Annotated in this window: 22 protein-coding genes; 11 read left to right on the top strand and 11 right to left on the bottom strand. The window is 34.0% G+C overall.

Annotated features, from left to right (window positions below; genetic code table 11):
* Window positions 1–546, top strand: a complete 546-nt coding sequence (locus ACJJVP_RS13090; RefSeq protein ID WP_405414245.1) for an acyl-CoA thioesterase — start codon at window positions 1–3, stop codon at window positions 544–546.
* On the opposite strand, the gene pgl is transcribed toward ACJJVP_RS13090, so the two are convergent.
* Complete coding sequence (pgl, locus tag ACJJVP_RS13085) at window positions 527–1,252, bottom strand: 6-phosphogluconolactonase (protein WP_405414244.1); 726 nt, start codon at window positions 1,250–1,252, stop codon at window positions 527–529. The two genes, ACJJVP_RS13090 and pgl, sit on opposite strands and share 20 nt — an antisense overlap.
* Before the next feature lie 34 nt (window positions 1,253–1,286).
* Window positions 1,287–2,819 carry a glucose-6-phosphate dehydrogenase gene (gene zwf, locus ACJJVP_RS13080; RefSeq protein WP_405414242.1) on the bottom strand — a complete coding sequence of 511 codons (1,533 nt, stop codon included), beginning with the start codon at window positions 2,817–2,819 and terminating at the stop codon, window positions 1,287–1,289.
* Window positions 2,820–3,003: 184 nt separating this feature from the next.
* Between zwf and gndA the strand changes: the two genes are divergently transcribed.
* Genes gndA through ACJJVP_RS13065 form a run of 3 tightly spaced genes read left to right on the top strand, consistent with a single transcriptional unit; the run spans window position 3,004 to window position 5,340 of the window.
* Window positions 3,004–4,404 carry an NADP-dependent phosphogluconate dehydrogenase gene (gndA, locus tag ACJJVP_RS13075; protein WP_405414241.1) on the top strand — a complete coding sequence of 467 codons (1,401 nt, stop codon included), beginning with the start codon at window positions 3,004–3,006 and terminating at the stop codon, window positions 4,402–4,404.
* 10 nt (window positions 4,405–4,414) lie between these two features.
* The gene (locus tag ACJJVP_RS13070; RefSeq protein ID WP_405414240.1) at window positions 4,415–4,954 is read left to right on the top strand and encodes a DUF3124 domain-containing protein; all 540 of its coding nucleotides are present in this window, start codon (window positions 4,415–4,417) and stop codon (window positions 4,952–4,954) included.
* Window positions 4,955–5,001: 47 nt separating this feature from the next.
* A complete protein-coding gene (locus ACJJVP_RS13065; protein ID WP_405414239.1) occupies window positions 5,002–5,340 on the top strand; it encodes a ribose-5-phosphate isomerase in 339 nt (112 codons plus the stop codon).
* 11 nt (window positions 5,341–5,351) lie between these two features.
* Here ACJJVP_RS13065 and ACJJVP_RS13060 read toward each other — a convergent pair whose 3' ends face one another.
* Both ACJJVP_RS13060 and ACJJVP_RS13055 read right to left on the bottom strand, forming a co-directional pair.
* The gene (locus ACJJVP_RS13060; RefSeq protein WP_405414237.1) at window positions 5,352–6,572 is read right to left on the bottom strand and encodes a Pycsar system effector family protein; all 1,221 of its coding nucleotides are present in this window, start codon (window positions 6,570–6,572) and stop codon (window positions 5,352–5,354) included.
* 39 nt (window positions 6,573–6,611) lie between these two features.
* Window positions 6,612–7,889, bottom strand: a complete 1,278-nt coding sequence (locus tag ACJJVP_RS13055; protein ID WP_405414236.1) for a hypothetical protein — start codon at window positions 7,887–7,889, stop codon at window positions 6,612–6,614.
* A 218-nt stretch (window positions 7,890–8,107) separates the two neighbouring features.
* Between ACJJVP_RS13055 and ACJJVP_RS13050 the strand changes: the two genes are divergently transcribed.
* Window positions 8,108–9,733 carry a long-chain fatty acid--CoA ligase gene (locus ACJJVP_RS13050; protein ID WP_405414234.1) on the top strand — a complete coding sequence of 542 codons (1,626 nt, stop codon included), beginning with the start codon at window positions 8,108–8,110 and terminating at the stop codon, window positions 9,731–9,733.
* A gap of 48 nt (window positions 9,734–9,781) precedes the next feature.
* On the opposite strand, the gene carB is transcribed toward ACJJVP_RS13050, so the two are convergent.
* The gene (gene carB, locus ACJJVP_RS13045) at window positions 9,782–12,634 is read right to left on the bottom strand and encodes a carbamoyl-phosphate synthase large subunit (protein ID WP_405414233.1); all 2,853 of its coding nucleotides are present in this window, start codon (window positions 12,632–12,634) and stop codon (window positions 9,782–9,784) included.
* 89 nt (window positions 12,635–12,723) lie between these two features.
* The gene (gene rpmH, locus ACJJVP_RS13040; RefSeq protein WP_036155072.1) at window positions 12,724–12,885 is read right to left on the bottom strand and encodes a 50S ribosomal protein L34; all 162 of its coding nucleotides are present in this window, start codon (window positions 12,883–12,885) and stop codon (window positions 12,724–12,726) included.
* A 266-nt stretch (window positions 12,886–13,151) separates the two neighbouring features.
* On the opposite strand from rpmH, the gene ACJJVP_RS13035 reads away from it, so the two are divergent.
* The gene (locus ACJJVP_RS13035; RefSeq protein WP_036155074.1) at window positions 13,152–13,667 is read left to right on the top strand and encodes a hypothetical protein; all 516 of its coding nucleotides are present in this window, start codon (window positions 13,152–13,154) and stop codon (window positions 13,665–13,667) included.
* Window positions 13,668–13,669: 2 nt separating this feature from the next.
* On the opposite strand, the gene ACJJVP_RS13030 is transcribed toward ACJJVP_RS13035, so the two are convergent.
* Both ACJJVP_RS13030 and ACJJVP_RS13025 read right to left on the bottom strand, forming a co-directional pair.
* Entirely contained in the window at window positions 13,670–14,626 is a 957-nt protein-coding gene (locus tag ACJJVP_RS13030) for a lytic transglycosylase domain-containing protein (protein WP_036155077.1), read from the bottom strand.
* A 66-nt stretch (window positions 14,627–14,692) separates the two neighbouring features.
* Window positions 14,693–15,343 (bottom strand): alpha/beta hydrolase, encoded by a 651-nt coding sequence (locus ACJJVP_RS13025; RefSeq protein ID WP_405414230.1) that lies wholly within the window; start codon window positions 15,341–15,343, stop codon window positions 14,693–14,695.
* A 189-nt stretch (window positions 15,344–15,532) separates the two neighbouring features.
* On the opposite strand from ACJJVP_RS13025, the gene ACJJVP_RS13020 reads away from it, so the two are divergent.
* A complete protein-coding gene (locus ACJJVP_RS13020) occupies window positions 15,533–15,829 on the top strand; it encodes a GNAT family N-acetyltransferase (protein WP_036155081.1) in 297 nt (98 codons plus the stop codon).
* 34 nt (window positions 15,830–15,863) lie between these two features.
* Here the strand turns inward: ACJJVP_RS13020 and mtaB are convergent, their stop codons facing one another.
* The 3 genes from mtaB to ACJJVP_RS13005 all read right to left on the bottom strand — a co-directional run bounded on the left by mtaB (window position 15,864) and on the right by ACJJVP_RS13005 (window position 18,869).
* Window positions 15,864–17,192, bottom strand: a complete 1,329-nt coding sequence (gene mtaB, locus ACJJVP_RS13015) for a tRNA (N(6)-L-threonylcarbamoyladenosine(37)-C(2))-methylthiotransferase MtaB (protein WP_405414228.1) — start codon at window positions 17,190–17,192, stop codon at window positions 15,864–15,866.
* 85 nt (window positions 17,193–17,277) lie between these two features.
* Window positions 17,278–18,453, bottom strand: a complete 1,176-nt coding sequence (locus ACJJVP_RS13010) for a GlmU family protein (protein ID WP_405414227.1) — start codon at window positions 18,451–18,453, stop codon at window positions 17,278–17,280.
* A gap of 143 nt (window positions 18,454–18,596) precedes the next feature.
* Window positions 18,597–18,869: a type B 50S ribosomal protein L31 gene (locus ACJJVP_RS13005; protein ID WP_036155087.1), complete on the bottom strand. Its 273-nt coding sequence runs from the start codon at window positions 18,867–18,869 to the stop codon at window positions 18,597–18,599.
* Window positions 18,870–19,050: 181 nt separating this feature from the next.
* Between ACJJVP_RS13005 and ACJJVP_RS13000 the strand changes: the two genes are divergently transcribed.
* Genes ACJJVP_RS13000 through ACJJVP_RS12985 form a run of 4 tightly spaced genes read left to right on the top strand, consistent with a single transcriptional unit; the run spans window position 19,051 to window position 24,160 of the window.
* Complete coding sequence (locus ACJJVP_RS13000) at window positions 19,051–19,572, top strand: DUF4199 domain-containing protein (protein ID WP_405414226.1); 522 nt, start codon at window positions 19,051–19,053, stop codon at window positions 19,570–19,572.
* 46 nt (window positions 19,573–19,618) lie between these two features.
* Window positions 19,619–20,578, top strand: a complete 960-nt coding sequence (locus tag ACJJVP_RS12995; protein WP_405414224.1) for a glycosyltransferase family 2 protein — start codon at window positions 19,619–19,621, stop codon at window positions 20,576–20,578.
* A gap of 43 nt (window positions 20,579–20,621) precedes the next feature.
* Entirely contained in the window at window positions 20,622–22,331 is a 1,710-nt protein-coding gene (locus ACJJVP_RS12990) for a phospho-sugar mutase (protein ID WP_405414222.1), read from the top strand.
* The gene (locus tag ACJJVP_RS12985; RefSeq protein ID WP_405414220.1) at window positions 22,331–24,160 is read left to right on the top strand and encodes an ABC transporter ATP-binding protein; all 1,830 of its coding nucleotides are present in this window, start codon (window positions 22,331–22,333) and stop codon (window positions 24,158–24,160) included. The genes ACJJVP_RS12990 and ACJJVP_RS12985 overlap by 1 nt, the downstream gene beginning before the upstream one ends.
* Window positions 24,161–24,238 lie beyond the last annotated feature (78 nt).

The raw sequence follows: 24,238 nt of genomic DNA, 5'->3' as shown, positions 1-24,238 counted from the left end.
ATGGAAAAGTTTAAAAGTGTAAGAGAGTCTAGAGTTTCTATAACGGAGTTGATGCTACCCTCCCATTCTAATTTTGGAGGAAAAGTTCATGGTGGGCACATATTGAACCTAATGGATCAAATTGCCTTTGCATGCGCTTCTAAGCACTCGCAACAGTATTGCGTAACGGCATCTGTTAATCGTGTAAATTTCTTGAACCCTATTGAAGTAGGTGAATTGGTAACCTTAAAAGCAAGTATTAATTATACAGGGCGTACCTCAATGGTCGTAGGTGTTCGTGTGGAGTCTGAAAATATTACATCGGGCACAAAAAAGCATTGTAATTCATCTTACTTTACCATGGTAGCAAAAGGAACAGATGGCAAAAATGTTTCTGTACCAGGATTAATCATTTCTGACGACCAAGGTATTAGAAGATTCGCACGTAGCAAATATCGCAAATTAGAAGCTCAAGAAAGAGATACTAAATTTGAATCTAAAACCTTTAACTCAGAAGATTATATTAAAGAATTGGAAACTGAAAATATTAAGATTGAAATGAAGTAAGAAGTTTTGCAGCAGCAGCATCTAAAAACCAGACCAAGTCTTTTGTTTTAGGTGCTACATGGCTTGCAGGGTATTCTAAATAACCTTCTTCTCTATCTATAATCATCTTAACCTTTTCAGCCTTGCTTTCACCGGTGACCAAAAAAGCAACAGTTTTAGCATTATTGATTATTCTACCCGTCAGTGAAACCCTTCGTTGACCAGATTCTGGATGAATAGCAACTTCACAATTATCAGGTGAAACCCATAAGTTGATTTCATGTGGAAAAATTGATGCTGTATGCCCATCATCACCCATACCAAGAATAACTAAATCGAATTGAGGTAAACCTAATTCTTTTGGTAATTCTTTATCCAACAAATCACCATAAAGCTTCGCTTCTTCCTTAGGGTCGATTTCTCCTTTTATTCTATGAATATTTTCCTCTGGTATATCAACTTTAGATATTAAATGATCAACAGTCATTTTATAATTACTTTCGGCATCATTGGGCGCTACACATCTTTCATCGCCCCAATATAAATGAATAGCACTCCAATCTACATCATTAGCAAACTCTTCTGCCAAAACATCAAATACGATTTTAGGCGTACTACCACCTGATAATGCTATATGAAAAGACTTCTGAGTACCTGACTTATGAATCAGATACTTAGAAAATTCTTCTGCAACTTTTGTTTTATTTTGATAAACTTTTACTTCCATCTTAATTACAATCTTTAATTATCTTAGCAGGTATCTAGCAAATTACACAATAGCCAGATTCGTCTGCTAAATTCTCGCTAGGGTTTCTCCACTCTCCTACCCCTTCAATAAGCTCATTGGCATTCTCAGGCCCCCAAACTCCTGCTGCGTAGCCATACATTTTTACATCTTTACCATTCTTCCAATATTCAAGAATTGGATCAACAAATGCCCAAGCTGCTTCAACTTCGTCTGCTCTTGCGTACAATGTAGCATCGCCCTGCATAGCATCTAACAATAAACGTTCGTAGGCTTCCATTACATTAGTTTCTGATAAACTAGAATAGTAAAAATCCATATTGGCACGCTCCACCTCAAAACCTTGCCCCGGAACTTTTACTCCAAACTTGATTAAAATTCCTTCATCTGGTTGAATTCGAATAATCAACTTATTATCCTTATTACTAATACCAGATTCCTTAAATATTTGATGGTGTGGCGTTTTAAAATGAATGACCACTTCGGTTACCTTGGTTGGCATATGTTTGGCTGTTCTAACATAAAAAGGAACGTCTGCCCAACGCCAATTATCAACAAAAAACTTAATTGCCGCAAAAGTTTCGGTAGTAGAATTTTCATCTACGCCATCTTCTTCACGATAACCTTTTACTTCTTTACCATCAACTTTAGATGCTACATATTGCGCTCTTATCGTATTTTCGAAAAGTGTTTTCTCATCAGTCATTATTTTAAGTGACTTTAGAGCCTTCAATTTCTCATTACGAATTTCTTCTGCATCCGCACTCAAAGGTGGCTCCATTACAATAAGGGCAACTATTTGCAGCAAATGGCTTTGAAACATATCTCTAAGTGCACCAGATTTATCATAGTAACCACCTCGCTTTTCAACACCTACACGTTCTGCATTAGTAATTTCGACATGGTGAATGTAATTTCTATTCCATAATGGCTCAAAAATGCTATTAGCAAAACGTGTTACTAATAAATTTTGTACTGTTTCTTTTCCTAAATAATGATCGATTCTAAATATTTGAGATTCTTTAAAGTACGTATGCAAACCATCATTCAATTCTTTAGCAGATTCAAGGCTATAACCAAAAGGTTTTTCAACAATTATTCTTCGCCATCCAGATTTTTCATCGTTTAATCCTTGATCAGATAAATTTTTTGCTATTGTCTCATATAAGCTAGGTGGCGTAGATAAATAGAACATATGATTACCATTGGTACCATATTTTTGATCTAAATCTGAAATTCGCTTCTCTAAACGTTCATATGAAATATCATAATCCGACCCTAAGTCTTCATAAAAAAGCTTGTTCGCGAACTTATTTATAAAATCCTCGTCGAATTCTTCTCTTTCTTTCTCTAAATAAGGACTTTCTAGAACTACCTTACTTCTAAATTTTAAATCTCCTAAATCACTTCTGCTTACACCAAGCACAACAAAATTATCAGGAAGATCATTTCCCTTATATAAATTAAATATTGCTGGTATTAATTTTCTTGCTGTTAAGTCTCCAGATGCCCCAAAAATTACGAGCATTTGATTTTCTGTCTTTTTCATTATAGGTAGATGTTCATTATTATTCAAATATCTTAAAAAGTAAGCCATTATCGGTCTTCTTTAAGACGGAATTTGGAATTAAAGTCAATATTTTAAATTATTTTTGATTCTATAAATGTTATCGCTGTATCATTCTAAAATAGTATAACATATTTATATATTTTAATTATAAAACAATCAATTTATGTATGATTTTGGTTTAGTAGGTCTAGGAGTAATGGGACAGAATTTTATCTTAAACGTAGCCGATAATGGTTTTTCTGCTTATGGATATGATTTAGATGATGAAAAGGTAGAAGCTCTGAAGACATTAGGTGGAGATTTAGACAAAGTTAGTGCTTCTAGTAACATTAAAACCTTCGTAAAAAACCTTAAACAACCACGTAAAATAATGCTTTTAGTACCTGCAGGTAAAATTGTAGACGGTGTAATAGAATCATTATTACCACATATTGATAAAGGAGATATTATCATTGACGGAGGAAACTCTTTCTTTACTGATACCGACAGAAGAGAAGCTTATTTGCAAGAAAAAGGAATTAACTTTTTTGGCGCAGGGGTTTCTGGTGGTGCAAAAGGTGCCCGTAAAGGACCTAGTATTATGCCAGGTGGTTCAAAATCTGCATACGAGCATATTAAACCAATTTTTGAAGCTGTATCCGCTAAATATAACGGCGAACCATGTGTTGCTTATTTAGGGCCTAAATCTGCCGGTAACTACGTAAAAATGGTTCACAATGGTATAGAATACGGATTAATGCAGTTGACTTCTGAAATTTATGATGTTCTTAAAAAAGGAGGAGATTATAATAATGATGAATTACACAGCACCTTTGCAAAATGGAATTCTGGAAGACTACAATCTTTCTTAGTTGAAATTACTTCTGAAATTTTCGAACGAAAAGATGATTTAACAGATGGTAGCTTAGTTGATCAGATATTAGATAAAGCCAAACAAAAAGGTACTGGTAAATGGACGAGCCAAAATGCAATGGACCTTGGTATTCCTGTTCCGTCTATAGATGTGGCTGTTAGCATGCGTGAACTATCTGCTTTAAAAGACGAAAGAATTAAGGCCGATGCCCTATATGACAGACCAACTGTAGCGCATATGGATAAGGAGAAGCTAGAAGCTCTAACAGAAAACGCATTGTACTTCTCATTTATAATAACCTATTCTCAAGGTCTGCACCAATTAGCAGATGCCTCTAGAGAGTATGGTTACGACTTAGATATTTCTGAAATCGCTAAAATATGGAGAGCAGGTTGTATTATACGTGCTGGTTTATTAGCAGATATTACAGAGGCATTCAAAGCTGAACCTACATTGCCAAATCTATTACTTTCTCCAAATTTTGTAGATAGCGTAAAAGAAACGGTAGGTGCTGCAAGAGAATTGGTTGCATTTGGGGCTAAAAACGGTATTCCGTTACCTGGCCTATCAAATTCACTTACCTATTTTGATGCGTATACATCAAGCAAATTACCATTAAACCTTATTCAAGCGCAACGAGATTACTTTGGATCCCATACTTATGAGCGTTTGGATCGTGAAGGTATTTTTCATACAGAATGGGAAGATTAAATAATATCATTTGAGAAAATTAAATATATCTTTTAGTAGCATTTGCCTTTTAGTTGTTTTCGTAACTACGATACTATCTTGTAAGCAAAAATCTAAAGAAGAGGTTCCTGTAGAAATACTGGATAATCATACTTTAAACAGAACGGCAAATGCTACTTTAAATGATTCTCTTACCAGGCAAGTATATGTTCCTATATATTCTGATATTTACAATCAGACTAGAGATTCAAGAACCTTGCTTACCGCTACTTTAAGCATTAGAAATACCAGCTTAAAGGATAGTTTGTTCGTTAGTAAAATTGACTACTACAATACGGAAGGCGATTTGGTACGAAGTTATATTGACTCCCCTATTTACCTTACCCCAATGGAATCTATAGATTATGTTATTGAACAACAAGATACTTCTGGTGGTAGTGGCGCTAATTTCTTAATTGATTGGTATTCTAAAAAACGATTAAACCCATTGTTTCAAGCTGTAATGGTTGGCGGTTTAGGTGCTCAAGCCTTTTCTTTTACTACGGAAGGAATTGAGATTATCGAAGAATAGTATTTACTACTAAACAGAACTAAAGTCTTATTATCATACTATCCTACATGTATTCTATTTATGTTATTGAATTGTCTAAAAAAGTGTTCTCCGAAAACAGAAAATTTCGGGAAGCTAATCCGCAATTCAACGGAGTATTAGAATGTTTATATGTTGGTATGACAAGCAAAACACCTAAAGACCGCTTTGCTCAGCATAAAAACGGTACTTTAAGCAAAAAAGGGCACAACATTTCTTCTAAAATTGTACAGAAGTACGGTTTGTATTTACGGGGCAGCCTATTTAATCACCTAGACCCTATAAAATCAAGAGCTGAAGCATTAAAAATGGAAGAGCAGCTGGCGCTTGAGCTTCGCCGCAAAAAATACGCAGTTTGGTTTAATTAGGAATAAATCGGTTATTTTGGCAAAGGTGTTACAGCATCTAAAAGTTCATCTTCCATACCGTAATATTTCAGTGCAAAGCCAAATGCTATAACAGATAAAATTACACCAATTAGAAATACGGTATACGTCCATCTTAACAGTCTATATTTTTGCTGCAAAACCTTACCCAAGTAATATAAATCCATACTCAGAGAATCGTAAATCGACTCTTTACTCTTAATTATATCTCTCAATTTTGATTTGAAATCACTCAACTCCATTGTGTGAAAATTCCCAAAGAATAAAAAATTGGTGTCCTTTTTCATAATATCTTTTTCCATCACCTCTGCATTGCTCACTTTTGGTCTTGTAGCCAAAACTGACATAATCATTGAAGCAATACTAAAAAGAACAAATATTACCGTTGGATATATAAGATATGAATTTGAAGGGGAATCTAATTTAGGTATCAGATTTGCCAATAACAACGAAATGATAATTGCATTTACAGACAATAAAATATTCGCCTTGGTGTCTGCAATATCAATCAATTTAATATGATTTCTAAGTTCTATTCGGTATAAGGATTGAATAGCCCGTTGCGGACTCTCATCTTTTAATTTTGCTTTTAATATTTCTTTCTTTTCTGTTTTTTCAGCTTTCTGTAGTCTAGATATTAACGATAAGATATTTTCTTCTTTCTGCTCTTGCCAATTTTCCTTCGCAAAGTCAGTATAATATCGATGCTCTATTCGAAGTTTTTCTAAATAATTTAATCTCCATGTATCTAAATCAGGATTGTTGTCATTAAAATTTTCCAATTCCAGTCGCAATAATTGAAGCATCTCTTCAAAATCTTCAGATGCGTAAAACCAGGTACATACATCCTTTACAATTGCTTCTGCATCATTGATAGGTTTATCATTTTTCCATGCACTTTCTATTAATTGAACTACAACATCGATATCTTTTTGTTCACAATTGTTTCCTTTTAGAAAACTAGTAGCCAATTGTATACTTTCTTGAATATGATTATCGTAATCTATAGCATAACCTGAGTGAAGAAACCATACAGCCAACAGTACATTATTTGCATTTATACTTTCATCAGTTGAAAATTTCAATACCTTTTTGGCTTCGTTGACGGTTTTATTTGAATACCCTTGACTATGAAATAGAAAGTTCTTATTCATCTGTTCAGACAACAATTTTTTTATATATTTTTCAGCTGCTGCTACGGTAGTTTCATTCATAACTTCAAGTTTGTTGCTTTTTAAAATTTTATGTGAAGACTACTCGCCAATACAATTAAAACATGTCATTTGAGCTTCGGTCATCTTCACATCTTCAGACCCTTTTAAAGCTTTGGTCAATACTTCACTTTCTACTAATTCTTGTTGAAATAAGATGGCATAGTCTATAAGATGGTCTCGTCTGCTTTTAATTTTAGCAATGAGTTCTTTTCCATCCAATTTATAAAGCTCATCTGGCCATACAGAGAAAGATGACGCTATAGCCTCATCAGTTAATAATTGCTGTAATTTTTTAGCCTCTTCTTCAAATACAGATTGTGGAATATCTCGCATAAAATAAATATCAAATGGAGAAATAAGACCGGACAAAAAATCGATTTCTTTTTCAAAAGATTGCACTTTTGGCAGAAATGCATTGTTAGAAATTATAGTTGGTAAAACACCTTCTAAATTAAAAAAGGCATTATCTCGATCACAAGGTAACGGAATTGCATTTATAGATTCCCCAACATGCTCTATTGCCCAACCCCATTGCTTGGCATGACGATCCCAATCACCTATCAACAAATCGAATAAACGTGCTCTAACCAAAGAACTTGTATTAATACTAACTCTGTTCGGATATTTAATTTTCAGCTCTTGTAAGTCATCTGTATCCATTAAGGAATCAACATTTTTAATGCTCAACCAGTTTGCATTTCCCTTGGTTTCATATTCTAAGAGAAAAAGTCGATTCCCATATTTAGTATTATAATCTGATAACTGCTCTTGCTTTGGCACAAATACCAACTTTGGATTTGTGTTTAGAATTTTTGCTTTTTCCGAAAGTTTTGCTACAATCAATGCAGCATAAGGGTGTTGTGCAGAAATACCATCCACCACAATATTTTCTATACCCAATGTCTTAGCTACTTTTGGCACTAAAGGCGAAGGGTCTTTAGAGACACTACGCAATGTCATTAAAGTACCATCATCCTTTTGCAGCTTTAAAGAGTGAGTTTGTTTTCCACCACCTTCTTCCAAAACCTTTACATTACCAGAAATATCGTTTAAGTACAAAATAGGAACGCTCACAGGTGTAGACCATGCCTTTCTATACTGCTCGCCCTGCATTACGTTTTTTAAATTATTTCCCTCATATAAAGTACTTGCCGCAATAATTACAAAGTCATATTTTTTAAAATCAATCTCATTAACATCAGCAGCCGCTATAATTTCACAAGTATCAAATGTTTTATCAGTACTAGATAATGACAAATAAGTCAATCCCAAGAATACCAATATTAAAGCGACTACGATGAATACTACTTTTTTCAATCTCTAGAAATTTAATTTTCTTCGAAACAAGTTTACAGATAAACAGTAGTTATGGATTATCTGATAAAATTATTTTTTAATCTAAAAGAGTATACACCACATTATGAGCGAACTATAATACATTCGCTATTTTTAATGTTAAAATTGTAATGATTTCTCATTTTAAATTCATTAAATTTATTGGTCAAGCAATTATTATAACTTAAAAGCATGCTTTTATGAACGGATTAATAATGGATTACCCACTAACCACCACTACCATATTAAATTATGCAAGGAGTGCTTTTCCTGACAAAAAATTAATCTCTTACCTACCGGATGGAAGCCGGCACGAATATACCTACGGTCAATTATACAAACGCTGCTGTCAGCTTGCCAATGCATTGAGGAATAAACTCGGTATCACTAAAGGCGATATGGTAGGCACTTTTGCTTGGAATCACTATCAGCACGTGGAACTGTATTATGGTATTCCTGGTATTGGAGCGGTCTGTCATACGATTAATATTAGATTATCATCTCAACAAACCGAATTTATTATCAATCATTCTGAAGACAAGGTCATATTTGTAGATGCCACCTTGGTTCCCCTTTTAGAAAAAATTGCACCTAAATTAGAAACTGTTGAAAAGTTCATTATCATCAACGCCCCAAAAGGTTTTACTACAACCCTACCAAATATTATACATTATGAAGATTTAATTGGAGAGCAATTAGAATCTATAGAATGGCCTGAACTAAATGAAAATGATGCCAGCGGTATGTGCTATACCAGTGGTACCACGGGCATGCCTAAAGGCGTGCTATACTCCCACAGGTCTACCTATTTACACGCAATGACCATTCTTACACCTAATGCGGGGAATTATAGCAACAGAGATACTATACTACTCATTGTTCCACAGTTTCATGTCATGGCCTGGGGTTTTCCCTACATGTGTCTTTTAACAGGCTCTGATATGGTCATGCCCTCTTTACACTTAAGACCAGATGCTATTATTAGAATTCTAGAAAGCGAGAATATAAATAAGGCCAACGGCGTACCTTCTATTTGGAGAGGTGTTTATGAGGAAATGAAAAAAAATCCACCAAATAAGAAATTGGCATTAGAAGAATATTTAGTTGGTGGTTCAGCATTGTCGGCAAGTCTTATAGAAAACTTTGAAAAGGATTTTGGTATAAAAGGGGTTCAAGCTTGGGGTATGACAGAAACCTCTCCACTTGGCACCGCCAGTAGACTTCAGAAAAAACATGAAAGCCTAAGTGAAAAAGAGCAAATTAAAATACGAGCCAAGCAGGGAATTGAATTTCCAGGTATAGAAATGCGCATTGTTGGCGATGATGGAAAAGTAGCACTGCGAGATGGTAAAACGATGGGAGAATTACAGGTAAAAGGTGCCTGGGTTATTAAGTCTTACTTTAAGACCAATAGCAGAGACAATTTCACTAAAGACGGTTGGTTTAGAACAGGTGATGTAAGTACTATTGACCCAAATGGCTATATGGAAATAACAGACCGTACTAAAGACCTTATAAAAAGTGGTGGCGAATGGATTTCTAGTGTTGCCCTAGAATTAGCTTTAATGTCTCATTCAAATATTAAAGAAGCTGCAGTAATTGCAATTCCAGATAAAAAATGGTCTGAAAGACCTTTGGCAACATTAGTTTTAGCCGATAAAAATAAACATGTTTCAATTGAAGAATTGAGAGAATATTTAGCCAAAGATTTTGCCAGTTACCAAATACCTGACAGCTATGTTTTCATTAATGAAGTGCCAAAAACCAGTGTTGGTAAATTTGATAAGAAAGAAATTAGAAGATTATATGCAGAAGGGAAACTTTAACATAACCAAAATTTCCCCTCTACTTATATCATAAGTTTATAAATAAAACTATTTGCTCAAGTACATTTTACGTCTTGCATAAAGGTTGTAAAACTCATCATCTTTTAAGCTATCAATAAATAAAATGCTTTCTCCTGTACTTTTCATCTCAGGACCTAAATTCTTATTTACATTAGGAAATTTGTTGAAAGAGAATACCGGCTGTTTTATAGCAAAGCCTTCTAATTGAGGATTGAATTTAAAATCCTTTACCTTCTTCTCCCCTAACATTACCTTAGTCGCATAATTTACATAAGGCTCTTTGTAAGCCTTTGCTATAAAAGGAACCGTACGAGATGCCCTAGGGTTTGCTTCAATAATGTAAACGATATCATCTTTAACAGCGAACTGTATATTGATAAGACCTACGGTATTTAAAGCTAAGGCAATTTTCTTAGTATGATCTTTAATCTGTTGCATTACAAATTCACCTAGATTAAAAGGCGGCAAAGTTGCATTAGAATCTCCGGAGTGAATACCGCAAGGTTCAATATGCTCCATAATACCAATAATATACACATCTTCTCCGTCGCAAATAGCATCAGCTTCCGCTTCAATGGCCCCATCTAAATAATGGTCCAACAATAACTTATTATTTGGTATTTTTCTTAGAAGATCAACAACATGTTCTTCTAATTCTTCTTTATTTATTACAATTTTCATTCCTTGTCCACCCAAAACATATGAAGGTCTAACTAGTAATGGAAAATCTAAAGTATCTGCTAACTCAGAAGCTTCATCTGCAGTTTCTGCAATTCCGTATTTTGGAAAAGGAATATCATTCTCTAATAGCATTTCTGAGAACCTACCTCTATCTTCTGCTAAATCTAAAGCATCAAAACTTGTTCCAATAATTTTTATACCGTACTTAGATAATTTTTCAGCAAGTTTAAGAGCAGTTTGACCACCTAATTGAACAATTACTCCCTCAGGTTTTTCATGACGAATAATGTCATATATATGTTCCCAAAAAACTGGTTCAAAGTAAAGCTTATCTGCTGTATCAAAATCTGTAGAAACCGTTTCTGGGTTACAGTTAATCATAATAGTCTCATAACCACACTCAGCAGCAGCTAAAACTCCATGAACACAACAGTAGTCAAATTCTATACCTTGTCCTATTCTATTAGGTCCAGATCCAAGAACTACAATCTTCTTCTTATCAGTAACTATACTATCGTTTTCTACATAGCGAGTACCATCAGGTTTTTCTATTTCTGCTTCAAAAGTGGAATAATAGTAAGGCGTCATCGCCTTAAACTCTGCCGCACAAGTATCGACAAGTTTATAAACTCTATTAATATTTAGCTCTGTTCGTTTGTTATATACTTCACTTTCATAACAATCTACCATATGGGCAATTTGTCTATCGGCAAAACCTTTTTGTTTCGCTTCTAACAATAAATCTTTTGAAAGTGTGGCAATCGTATACTTAGAAATCTCTTTTTCTAAAAAGTAAAGTTCTTCATATTGCTTTAAGAACCACATATCTATTTTTGTAATCTCATGAATGCGACTTAGTGGTATTCCCAATTGAATTGCATCGTAAATTACGAACACACGATCCCAACTAGGTATGGTCAACTTACTTATTATCTGATCGTAATTTTTATATCCTTTACCATCAGCACCTAATCCATTTCTTTTAATTTCTAATGATTGGGTTGCTTTATGCAATGCCTCCTGAAAAGAACGACCTATACCCATAACTTCTCCTACAGATTTCATCTGCAGACCTAAAGTACGGTCAGAACCTTCAAATTTATCGAAGTTCCAACGTGGTATTTTTACAATTACATAATCTAACGTCGGTTCAAATAATGCCGATGTTGATTTTGTAATTTGATTATCCAACTCGTCGAGCGTATAACCAATAGCCAATTTAGTTGCTACTTTAGCGATAGGATAACCAGTCGCTTTTGAAGCCAATGCCGATGATCTAGATACTCTAGGGTTTATTTCAATTGCTATAATTTCCTCTTCTTCGTCCGGACTAACAGCAAACTGTACATTACATCCTCCTTCAAAATCACCTATACTACGCATCATATGTATGGCCATATCACGCATTTTCTGGTAAGTCCTATCAGAGAGGGTCATTGCTGGGGCAACTGTTATAGAGTCTCCGGTATGAATACCCATAGGATCCATATTCTCAATAGCACATATGATAACAACATTATCATTTTTATCCCTAAGAAGCTCTAACTCATATTCTTTCCACCCCATAAGGGCTTTATCGATCATCACCTCATGAATTGGGGAAATCTCCAAACCATAACTTAACTGCTCGTCAAAATCTTCTGGTTTGTAAACAATTGATGCTCCTGCACCTCCTAATGTATATGAAGCTCGTATTACTAATGGAAAACCAAACTCTTGAGCTATCTCTTTACCTTTTAAGAAAGATGTTGCCGTTGCCTGTGGTGCCATGCCAACACCAATTTTCAACATTAGTTCTCTAAATTGCTCTCTATCTTCAGTAATATTAATAGCATCGATATCAACACCTATTAATTCTACACCAAAATCTTCCCAAATTCCTTTTTTATCCGCTTCAATACAAAGATTCAATGCCGTCTGACCTCCCATAGTTGGTAAAACCGCATCAATCTGAGGGTGCGCTTTCAAAATCTCTAAAATAGATTTTGTAGTCAATGGTTTTAAATACACATGATCCGCCATTGAAGGATCTGTCATAATCGTTGCAGGATTACTATTAATTAAAATAGTCTCTATACCATCTTCACGTAACGAACGTAGAGATTGACTACCTGCATAATCGAATTCACATGCTTGACCGATAACAATAGGACCTGATCCTATTAATAAAATGGAGTTTAAATCTTTTCTTTTTGGCATTTTATAACAATTTAATATGGGAATTGGACAAAAAAAAGGTGCTACTTTCAGAAAAGTAACACCTAAATATTTTTAAAACAATGAAATCATTATTTTTTATGGCTTGGCTCAGAGGAAACAGTTAATTTCTTTCTTCCTTTTGCTCTTCTTCTTGCAAGAACTTTTCTTCCATTAACGGAAGCCATACGCTCACGAAAACCGTGTTTGTTCTTTCTTTTTCTCTTTGATGGTTGAAACGTTCTCTTGCTCATCGCCTATATAATTAAATGCTTTGTATTAATTTTGAAATTTGCCCTTTTCATTGGACGGGTAAAACTGGGCGCAAATATACAAAGAGTTTTTGCTTTAGCAAGGGTTATGAAAAAAATATTTTTATAAATCCGTACGTCACAAAACGAAGCTTTTGATTAATTTTGCCCGAATTGAAATTTAGCGCTGTAATCGCTTTATTTTAATAGGGTTTCAATAAAAACCAAAAAGCTTTTTTAACCATCAACTAGATTAATAAACTTAAAATATGTTCAATAAAAATTTAAAATTAATCATAGCCGGACTCATAATCGCCTATTCTGTGTATCAATTTATAGAGGGTAATATTGGAAATGGCATATTTTTAATCTTGTTATCCTTAATTTTTATCTTTCTTTATTTTAGAAACGAGATTATTCTTTTAGCTTTTTTAAGAATGAGAAAGCAAGATTTAACCGGTACTAAAAATTGGCTAGATAAAATTAAAAATCCTGAAGCGGCATTAACTGTTAAACAACAAGGATACTACAACTACCTACACGGCATCATTTTTTCGCAAACCAATTTAACCCAAGCAGAGAAGTACTTTAAGAAAGCCCTTAAACTTGGATTAACGATGGATTATGATGTGGCTATGGCTAAATTAAGCTTAGCAGGTATATCAATGCAAAAACGCCGTAAGAGAGAAGCAACTATGCTACTAAACGAGGCTAAGAAATTGGATAAAAATAATATGTTGACGGATCAAATTAAAATGATGCAACAACAAATGAAGAAAATCTAATTCTATTTAGTTTCTCTATAATATCCTTTATTAGGAATTTCTATAGTATACTTTTTACGAGAATTATTATTTAAATGCGCCTCTCTCAACCAAGGATTGTGGCGCTTTAAAATTTTATAGTTGATTTCATATTCTTGCGCAAAATCAGCAAAGTCACTAACGGGTTTATCTATTTCAACATTGAATGTCGGTACCGCTTCGTACATATCTTCTTTCTCGATATGAAAACCATACTTTTCTGGATTAGACAAGATTTCTTTGATTGCCATAATTCTAAATACATATCTACCGGTTTCACTACCAAGTAATAAATCCCAGTAATTATCTACTTGCTGAATACCCATGTATTTATTAATAGCTCCAGGACCTGCATTATAAGCTGCCGCGGTTAAAGCCCAACTACCATATTTATTTTTCCACCTATTCAAGTATTTACAAGCCACCTCTGTAGACTTTTCTAAATGGTAACGCTCATCTACGTTTGAGTTCACTTCTAAACCATACTCTCTACCTGTTTCTCGCATTATTTGCCAAAAACCCGTTGCACCTGCTGGCGAAACTACATTTGTTAAACCGCTTTCTGCTACAGCTAAATACTTAAAATCATCAGGAATGCCATTTTTTGCTAAAATTGGCTCAATGATAGGAAAGAATTTATTTGCTCTTTTAATCAATAGAACTGCATTAGATTGCCAATACGTGTTTACCAAAAATTCGCGATCTATACGCTCCAATATTTCAGGATCTGACTGAGGAACAACTTCTCCTGCAAAATTTAAATTCTCTGGTATATCTATAGATGATATTTTATATGCTTTAGCTACATTTTTCTGAACACTATCATTTACAACAACTTTGTCATTACTAGCAATACTATCCGTATTTCCCACAGCAAATATCAATGTACCCGCAACAAATACCACACCCAACAACATCAATATATTTTTAATAGTCTTCATGAATTTTATCTTTATATTTTATTTCTAACAACTTTCTTGTCTTTCAAAGGTATATATAGAACTATTTTATTCCAAAATAATTGTTGCCAAGTTCTCGTTAAACCACTTTGCCCTATGTATGATCATGGTATGAGTACCGTTGGATACAGGAATACAGTTACTAATATTTTCTATAGGAAAAACGGTATCTTTTACGCCATGTATATGCACCAACTTCTCACATGGTACCTCTTGCTTCCAATTTACTAGCTCGTTTATAGACCAATCTATATACCCTTTGTCTCTTACGGATAAATACTTTTCATATAATGAGAGACGCTTTGTTACACTTTCACCAAAAGCATACTTTGCAAGTAATTCTACATTATTGACCAAACCTGTTGGAAGAAGTTTATGTACACTCGTATATCTTGCAAACAACATACGTTTTGGCAGCTCATATCTTGTTTTTACGCTAGAAATAATAATCACCTTTCTAACATCAATGAAATTAGTCATTTCTTGAACTAGGAGCCCTCCCAATGACACCCCTAGCAACACCACATTCTTATGCTGTATTTTACTACACATATGTTTAGCATATTCACTAAACGAAATACCCTTTGTAGGAATATTCCATTCTAACAAATGAAGCGTAAAGCTTTCTTTTGGCAATTTTATAAACTCAAAAATAGCAGGACCTGCTGCCATACCAGGCATACAATACACATGAATCATAATAGCTAGTATAGTTACGAAACGTAGTAAAAACTAGGAAATTAAGTAATTTTTAACTACTTTTGTAGGAGAATGCGAAAAATACATCTATTTCCATGTGTTATATTCCGTACAGCATTTATTAAAGACTAATTACGATATGAGAACATCGTAATTTTTTTGTCTAATAACAACACTAAAATTATCTATATGAACGATGTTATCATTAATGACAATTCTTTTCTGCGTCAATTCGAAACTACCGTAAATGGTCATTTAGCCAGAATTGAATATTCTTCTCAAGAACGCAAGGTATTCCTTACCAAATTAGTTGTTCCAGAAGAAATTACAGATGAAGCTTTCAGAGAAAACTTTATCAAAGCCGTTCTAAGTATTATTCAAGAAAGAAATCTTAGAGTTGTTCCAACAAGTCCTCATATAGCAGGATTTCTTCGTAAGAACAGGAGACAGTACAAAGAGATGTTACCAATTGGTATTCGAATCTAAAAAATTTAAAAGCCTTTCAATTGAAAGGCTTTTTTTACGCTTCTATTTTTTCATTTACAAATTCGAATCTCACTAATCCATCTGCATCAATCTCGGTAAGCTTTACTTCATGCAATGTGTTTACTAATTCTGGATTCCATGGAGATTTCACTTTTACATAATTCTCGGTAAACCCGTGAATATACCCTTCTTTATTTTCCCCTTCAAATAACACCGTTAATTCATTTCCAAGCTGACTCTCATAGAATGCACGTCTTTTCTTTACTGATAGTCCTCGTAACATTTTACTCCTTTTACTCCTTACCTTATTAGGTACTACACCATCCATAGTAGCAGCAGGAGTATTATCTCTTTCTGAATACGTAAAAACATGCAAGTAGGAAATATCCAAATCATTCAAAAAATGATAAGTTTCTAGAAAATGTTCTTCGGTTTCACCAGGAAACCCCACAATTACATCAACACCAATACAGCAATTTGGCATTACCTCCCTGATCTTTTCAACCCTTTCTTTATAAAGATTAGTCATATAGCGACGCTTCATCAACTTTAAAAGATCATCACTTCCACTTTGTAAAGGAATATGAAAATGGGGTACAAAAGCTTTACTTTGAGAAACAAACTCAATTGTCTCATTTTTTAATAGATTTGGCTCTATAGATGAAATACGCAAACGATGAATACCATCTACGTCATCTAATGCTTCAACCAATTCTAAAAAAGTATGTTCATGCTTTTTATTACCAAACTCACCTTTACCGTAGTCACCTATATTTACTCCGGTTAAAACAATTTCTTTAATTCCTTGCTCAGAAATATCCGCAGCATTTTTTAAAACATTTTCTAAAGTATCGCTTCTAGATATACCACGTGCTAACGGAATTGTGCAATAGGTACATTTATAATCGCACCCATCTTGAACTTTCAAGAAAGCTCTTGTTCTATCTCCAATTGCATAACTACCAACGTAAAAATCAGCATCGGCTATTTCACAAGAATGAACCTTGCCGTGATCATTTTTGGTTAAATCATTTATGTAGTCAGTGATTTTAAATTTTTCCGTTGCACCTAAAACCAAATCAACCCCATCAACATCGGCTAATTCTTCTGGCTTTAATTGTGCATAACAACCAACGGCAGCCACAAAAGCATCAGGATTTATCTTTTGTGCTTTTTTTACAATAGTTTTAAATTTCTTATCGGCATTATCGGTTACAGAACATGTATTAATTACATACATATCCGCTTCTTCTGAAAAATCTACCCTATCAAACCCCTCATCTGCAAAACTACGGGCTATGGTAGAAGTTTCTGAAAAATTCAACTTACACCCCAAAGTGTAAAAAGCCACCTTCTTCTTCATCTCATTAATCTATTTGAATGCACAAAAATAATTAAACTAAACTCAGCCATAAAATTCCAATTAGCTGAATTTCAGACTTAACTATTTAATACTTTCTCCATTTCTTTGTTAATTCGAAAACGTGGGTTAGAATATCAGCTTCAACTTCATTAAACTCCACCCCTCTTCTAGCCATCATTACCTTAGCGGCATCAAATGCTTTTGCTGGCTGATATGCTGTAAACCCAGAAGCTCCGCCCCAACTAAAACTTGGAACAAAATTTCTAGGAAATCCTGGAACATATATATTGGAATTCACCCCAATTACCGTTCCCGTATTAAACATGGTATTAATAGCGGTCTTACTATGATCACCCATCATAAGTCCGCAAAACTGTAATCCCGTTTGCTCAAAACGCTCTGTTGCGTAATCCCACAAACGGACTTTAGCGTAATTATTTTTAAGATTGGAATTATTGGAATCCGCCCCAATATTACACCACTCTCCTAGTACGGCATTCCCTAAATAACCTTCATGACCCTTACTAGAATATCCAAAAATTACGGAATTACTTACTTCACCACAAACTTTACTATAAGGTCCAATAGTAGTAGCGCCATAAAGCTTACCTCCCATTTTAATTATAGCATTATCACATAGCGCTAAAGCTCCACGTACAAGACTACCTTCCCAAATTTCAGCATTCTTTCCTAAGTAAATAGGTCCGTCAGTAGCATTTAAAATACTAAATTCCACCTTCGCTCCTTCTTCAAGGAATATACGCTCTGGATGTATTAATTGATTGGTATCTGAAATTGGCTGACTTTTTCTATCTTTTGTAATAAAATCAAAATCAGACTGTAAGATATCTGCATTTTTATCGAAAATATCCCAAGTATTATTGATTTGAATCAAATCATTTTTGAATTCTATAACAGTAAAACTACTTAACTCATCAGAATTTCTAACCGATGCACTAGAATAAGCTACTATTAAATCACCTGACTTTACTACCTCATTCTCTTTTAACGAATGAATTGTTTTTATTAAACTATCGGACGGCAAAATCGATGCATCAATAAATATATTTAAATCTTCTAAATTAACCGGATACTTAACACTCAAATATTCTTCAGTTAAAGAAGTTACGGAGACCTTTAAATAAGCTTCCCATCGTTCTTTCAAAGTCATTATACCCACACGAATTTCAGAAACGGGACGCGTAAATGTAAAAGGTAAAAGATGATTCCTACGAGGACCATCAAAAAGAATAAAGTTCATACAAGATGATTTTTTTCAAAATTAACAAATAACCCTAAAGCATCTATACATTATAGATAACTTCCTTTATTTAAAAGTTAAATGCAAAAGAAACGCCTTCGAAAATTTCGAAGGCGTTATATTTAATAGAAGAAATAAAAATACTATTCTTCTTCTTTTTTCTCTTCTTTAACAAATTTCTTGTACTTGTTCTTGAACTTATCGATACGACCTGCTGTATCCAATAATTTAGATTTACCAGTGTAAAAAGGATGAGAAGTTCTTGAAATTTCCAATTTAACTAATGGATACTCAACTCCGTCAACTTCTAAAGTCTCTTTAGTATTCGCTGTTGATTTTGTTAAAAATACCTCTTCATTAGACATGTCCTTAAAGGCCACGATTCTATAATTTTCTGGGTGTATGTCTTTTTTCATTTTAAAAACTTTAACGCACCCATTCCGACGGGCACTCATTTTAAGGCTGCAAAAATAGTGAAATTCTACAAACAGACAATTACAAAACTAAAAAAATATTAAAATTTAATTTTATCAATTTTGTAACATAATATCTAAATACCATACTAATATACAGAACAACCTATAATCACTATTTATCATGGAAGAAAATCAACCTAAAACAGGAAAATTTGCACTGAATTACGGTTTACTCACCGGACTAGTTGGTGTAGTATTCGGAATAATGCTTTTTGTAATGGGAATGCATTATGAGCAAGGTGCTGCTATACAAATTACCCAAACTTTAATTTTAGCTGTAGGTATTATTTTTGCAATCATTCAATTTAAAAAAGCGGGCGGCGGATTTTTAAATCTTTCCAATGCTTTAAAAGTTGGAGCTGGAGTAGCGTTAATAGCCGCCATAGTAGGTCTTCTATATTTCTTCATACTATCTAATGTTATTGAACCTGGCTATATGGATAAGGTATATGAAATTGGAAAAATAAAAGCAATGACAGATAACCCTAGCCTAACTGAAGAACAAGTTGACCAAGGTATAGAAATGAATAAAAGTTTTGCTTGGATTTCCTATCCTGTTTTAATTATAATAAATGTACTTATAGGATTGATAATTGGTCTAATCACTGGTTTAATCTTGAAAAAAGAAGAAGCTGCTTATTAATGCTAAGTAATTGTAGTATTTTTGGAGACAATACCAGAAGTCGCGCATGCAATTATCAATAGTAATTCCTTTACTTAACGAAGAAGAGTCACTTAAAGAACTTCATGATTGGATTGTATCTGTAATGCAATCCAATCATTTTTCATATGAAATACTGTTCGTTGATGATGGTAGTACAGATAATTCTTGGAATATCATTTCAGAATTGTCCAATCAAAATCCTTCGGTAAAAGGAATCCATTTCTTACGTAACTACGGAAAATCGCAAGCATTACATGCCGGTTTTAAAGCCGTAAGCGGAGATGTTATTATCACTATGGATGCCGATTTACAAGATAACCCTGAGGAAATTCCGGAGTTATATGATATGATAACCAATGAAGGTTATGAATTGGTTTCTGGATGGAAAAAGAAACGGTACGACTCTATCATTTTTAAAAACACGCCTTCAAAATTATTTAATTGGGCAGCTAGACGCACATCTGGCGTACGACTTCATGATTTTAATTGTGGCTTAAAAGCATACGCAAAAGACGTTGTCAAAAACATTGAAGTCTCTGGTGAAATGCATAGATATATACCTGTGCTTGCAAAAAATGCAGGTTTTTCTAAAATTGGAGAAAAGGTCGTAAAACATCAAGCTCGTAAATACGGTAAAACAAAATTTGGAATGGAACGTTTCATTAATGGATTTCTAGATTTATTGACCATTTGGTTCGTATCTAGATTTGGTAAACGACCTATGCACTTATTTGGTGCGTTGGGCGTTTTAATGTTTTTAATCGGGTTTGGATTCGCCATCTATTTAGGTATAGATAAGTTATTCATCAACAAGTTTGGAAGATTGATTACAGACCGCCCACAATTTTATATTTCACTGATAGCCATGGTGATAGGAACTCAGTTGTTCTTAGCAGGGTTTATAGGAGAAATATTAATACGTTCTAAAAAAGAAGAAAAAAGATATATCGTTTCAGAAGAATTAAACACAGCACTTTTAGAATAGTAAAATTCTTACTAACTTAAATGCACATAAAACTATAAACCAAATGGATAACATCCTTGATACCGCTAAAACCTGGTTAACCGATTTTTTCGACCCAGCTGTAAAAAAAGAAATTGAACACCTTATTGCTAACGACAAAGAAGAACTGAACGACCGTTTCTATAAAAATATGGAATTTGGTACCGGTGGTATGAGAGGCGTAATGGGCGTAGGCACCAACCGTATTAATAAATATACATTAGGTAAAAGTACACAGGGTCTTAGCAACTATTTAAACAAAGTCTACAAAGGCGAGGAAATTAAAGTAGTTATCGCTTTTGATTGTCGTCATAATAGTGACATACTTGCAAGAACAGTGGCAGAAGTATTTTCTGCCAACAATATTAAAGTTTACTTATTTTCAGATTTACGTACTACCCCAGAACTTTCGTTCGCAGTAAGACATTTAAATTGTCATGCGGGTATCGTATTAACGGCATCACATAATCCGCCAGAATACAATGGCTACAAAGTGTACTGGACGGACGGAGGACAAATTGTACCACCACAGGATGGAGAAATTATTTCTGAAATCAATTCTCTTGATTTTGAAAATATAAAATTCAGCCCCAACGATAGCCTTATTGAAGTAATAGACAAAGAAGTTGATGAAGCTTTTATTTCTCAATCTGTTGCAGCAGGTAATTTTAATGCCGCTGGAAAAGATAACTTTAAAATTGTCTTCACCTCATTACACGGAACTTCAATTACCGCTATTCCAGAAGTATTGAAACGTGGCGGGTATGAAAATGTAACTATCATTGAGGAACAAGCTAAACCTGACGGAAATTTCCCAACCGTTAAATCTCCCAATCCAGAGGAATCAGAAGCACTTTCTATGGCGGTTAAAAAAGCCGAAGAGATTGGTGCAGATATGGTTGTGGGTACAGATCCAGACAGTGACCGTTTAGGTATTGCCGTTCGTAATCTTGATGGGGAAATGGAAATTGTTAACGGAAACCAAGCTATGGTTTTGATGACAAAATTCCTTCTAGAAAAGAAAAAAGAAAAAGGATTTAAAGGCAATGAATTTATTGCGACTACTATAGTTTCTACCCCAATGATGGAAGCTATGGCCAAGGCATACGGCGTAGAGTTTAAAACTTCTCTTACCGGATTTAAATGGATCGGTAAAATGATCAAAGATTTTCCAGAATCTGAGTTTATTGGTGGTGGCGAAGAGAGCTTTGGTTATATGGTAGGTGATTTTGTACGCGATAAAGATGCGGTTACCTCTACCCTATTGGCATGTGAAATTGCTAGTCAAGCAAAAGCTAACGGTAGTTCTTTTTACAAAGATTTAATTCAATGTTATGTTGATTATGGCTTCTATAAAGAGCATTTAGTTTCTATTACCAAAAAAGGAATTAGCGGTGCTGAAGAAATTAAGCAAATGTTGAAAGATTTCAAGGAAAACCCTGTAGAATCTGTAGCGGGTTCTAAAGTAAAGTGGATTGAAGACTACAACACGTCAATTGCTAAAAACGTTTTAACTGGTGAAGAGAAAACTATTGATATTCCAAAATCTAACGTTTTAATTTACGAAACTGAAGATGGTACGAGAATAGCAGCAAGACCAAGTGGAACAGAGCCTAAGGTAAAATTCTACATCAGTACAAATACCAAATTAGAAAAAACTGAAGATTATAAAAAAGTGGCAGCAGAACTTGACAATAAAGTCAAGAGTATTCTTGCTGAGCTTAATTTAGCTTAATGAACTATTTCAAAAAGATTCTTCGCTTTGCGAAGCCTTACAAGATATATGCAATTTTAAATATTATATCTAACATCTTTTATGCACTGTTTTCAACATTGGCAATGATTTCATTATTTCCAATGTTGACAGTGTTATTTGACAAAACAGAAGAAGTTTACACTAAACCGAAATGGAATGGCATATCTAATATAGAGGACTATGTAACTGATTCTTTAAACTTTTTTATAACAGAACAAGGTCAACACATAGACTCAGGGGAAATACTCATGCTGATGGTTGGTTTGATTATTAGCATGTTCTTATTAAAAAATATTTTCAATTACCTAGCTATGTATTTCATTACATTCTTACGTAATGGCGTACTTAAAGATTTACGTAACGAGCTCTACGACAAGACTGTAGAATTACCTATTTCCTATTATTCTGAAAAGAGAAAAGGCGATACTATAGCCCGTATCACCTCTGATGTGCTAGAAATTCAACATTCATTTTTGTCCATTTTAGAGTTGATTGTTAGAGAACCGTTAACAATAATATTTACGATTTTAGCCATGCTAGCTATAAGTGCTAAATTGACTTTGTTCGTTTTTCTATTTCTTCCGCTTTCGGGTTTTTTGATTTCCTTAATCGGAAAATCGTTAAAACGAAAATCTGACAAAGTTCAAAGTGAGCAAGGTTACTTTCTATCTATTCTTGAAGAAACCTTAGGAGGATTACGAGTTATAAAAGCCTTTAATTCAGAATCTGTATTTGCAAAGAAATTTCAAGCTTCAACTAAACGTTTTTTTAATTTTTCAAATAGCCTGCTAAATCGACAAAATTTGGCATCCCCTACAAGTGAATTTTTTGGTATTGCAGCCATTGGCGTAATTCTATGGTATGGCGGACAAATGGTCTTAGTGGAAAAAACTCTTGAAGGCAGTTTGTTTATTACTTACATGACTTTGTCATATCAAATATTAACTCCTGCTAAAGCTATTAGTAAAGCTTCTTACAGTGTTAAAAAAGGTAACGCAGCAGCAGAACGAGTAATGGAAATTTTAGAAACTAAAAATCCTATTTCTGAAATTGCAAATCCTATAAATCAAGAAACCTTTGATACAGCTGTAAACATTAACAACATCTCTTTTAAATACGAAGATGATTATGTATTAAAAAATTTTAACTTAACAGTTGAAAAAGGGAAAACCGTTGCCCTAGTTGGGCAATCCGGTAGTGGCAAAAGTACCATAGCCAATCTTGTTACTCGTTTCTATGATGTCAATGAGGGTGATATTAGCATTGATGGCAACAACATTAAAAACCTTAGTAAAAAGTCTTTACGTGGTTTACTGGGATTAGTTACACAAGACTCTATCTTATTTAATGACACGGTTAAAAACAACATCGGATTAGGAAAAGAGAATGCCACTGATGAAGAAATTATAGAAGCTGCAAAAATTGCCAATGCCCATGATTTTATAATGGATTTACCCAAGGGATACGATACCAACATTGGTGATAGCGGTAATAAACTAAGTGGCGGACAAAAACAACGCCTATCTATTTCTAGAGCGGTTTTAAAAAATCCTCCAATCATGATTTTAGACGAAGCAACCTCTGCTTTAGATACCGAAAGCGAGCGCTTGGTACAGGATGCTCTTGAAAAGATGATGAAGAACCGAACTTCTATTGTTATTGCACACCGACTTTCTACTATACAAAATGCAGATACTATTGTTGTACTTCAAAAAGGAGAAATTGTTGAGCAAGGCACTCATGCAGAGTTATTAGAACTTAATGGCACCTATAAAAAATTGGTGCAAATGCAATCGCTAACTTCCTAAAGAACTACTTCATTGTTTTTAAATTGATATAAAAATAATTTTAAATTAAACTTTTAGCTAACTTCATTGTCTAACCAT

It is taken from the genome of Maribacter sp. Asnod1-A12 (assembly GCF_045063735.1).
Taxonomy (GTDB): domain Bacteria; phylum Bacteroidota; class Bacteroidia; order Flavobacteriales; family Flavobacteriaceae; genus Maribacter.
The sequence above is the reverse complement of the archived record's forward strand: the minus strand, read 5'-3'. Positions and strand labels throughout refer to the sequence as shown.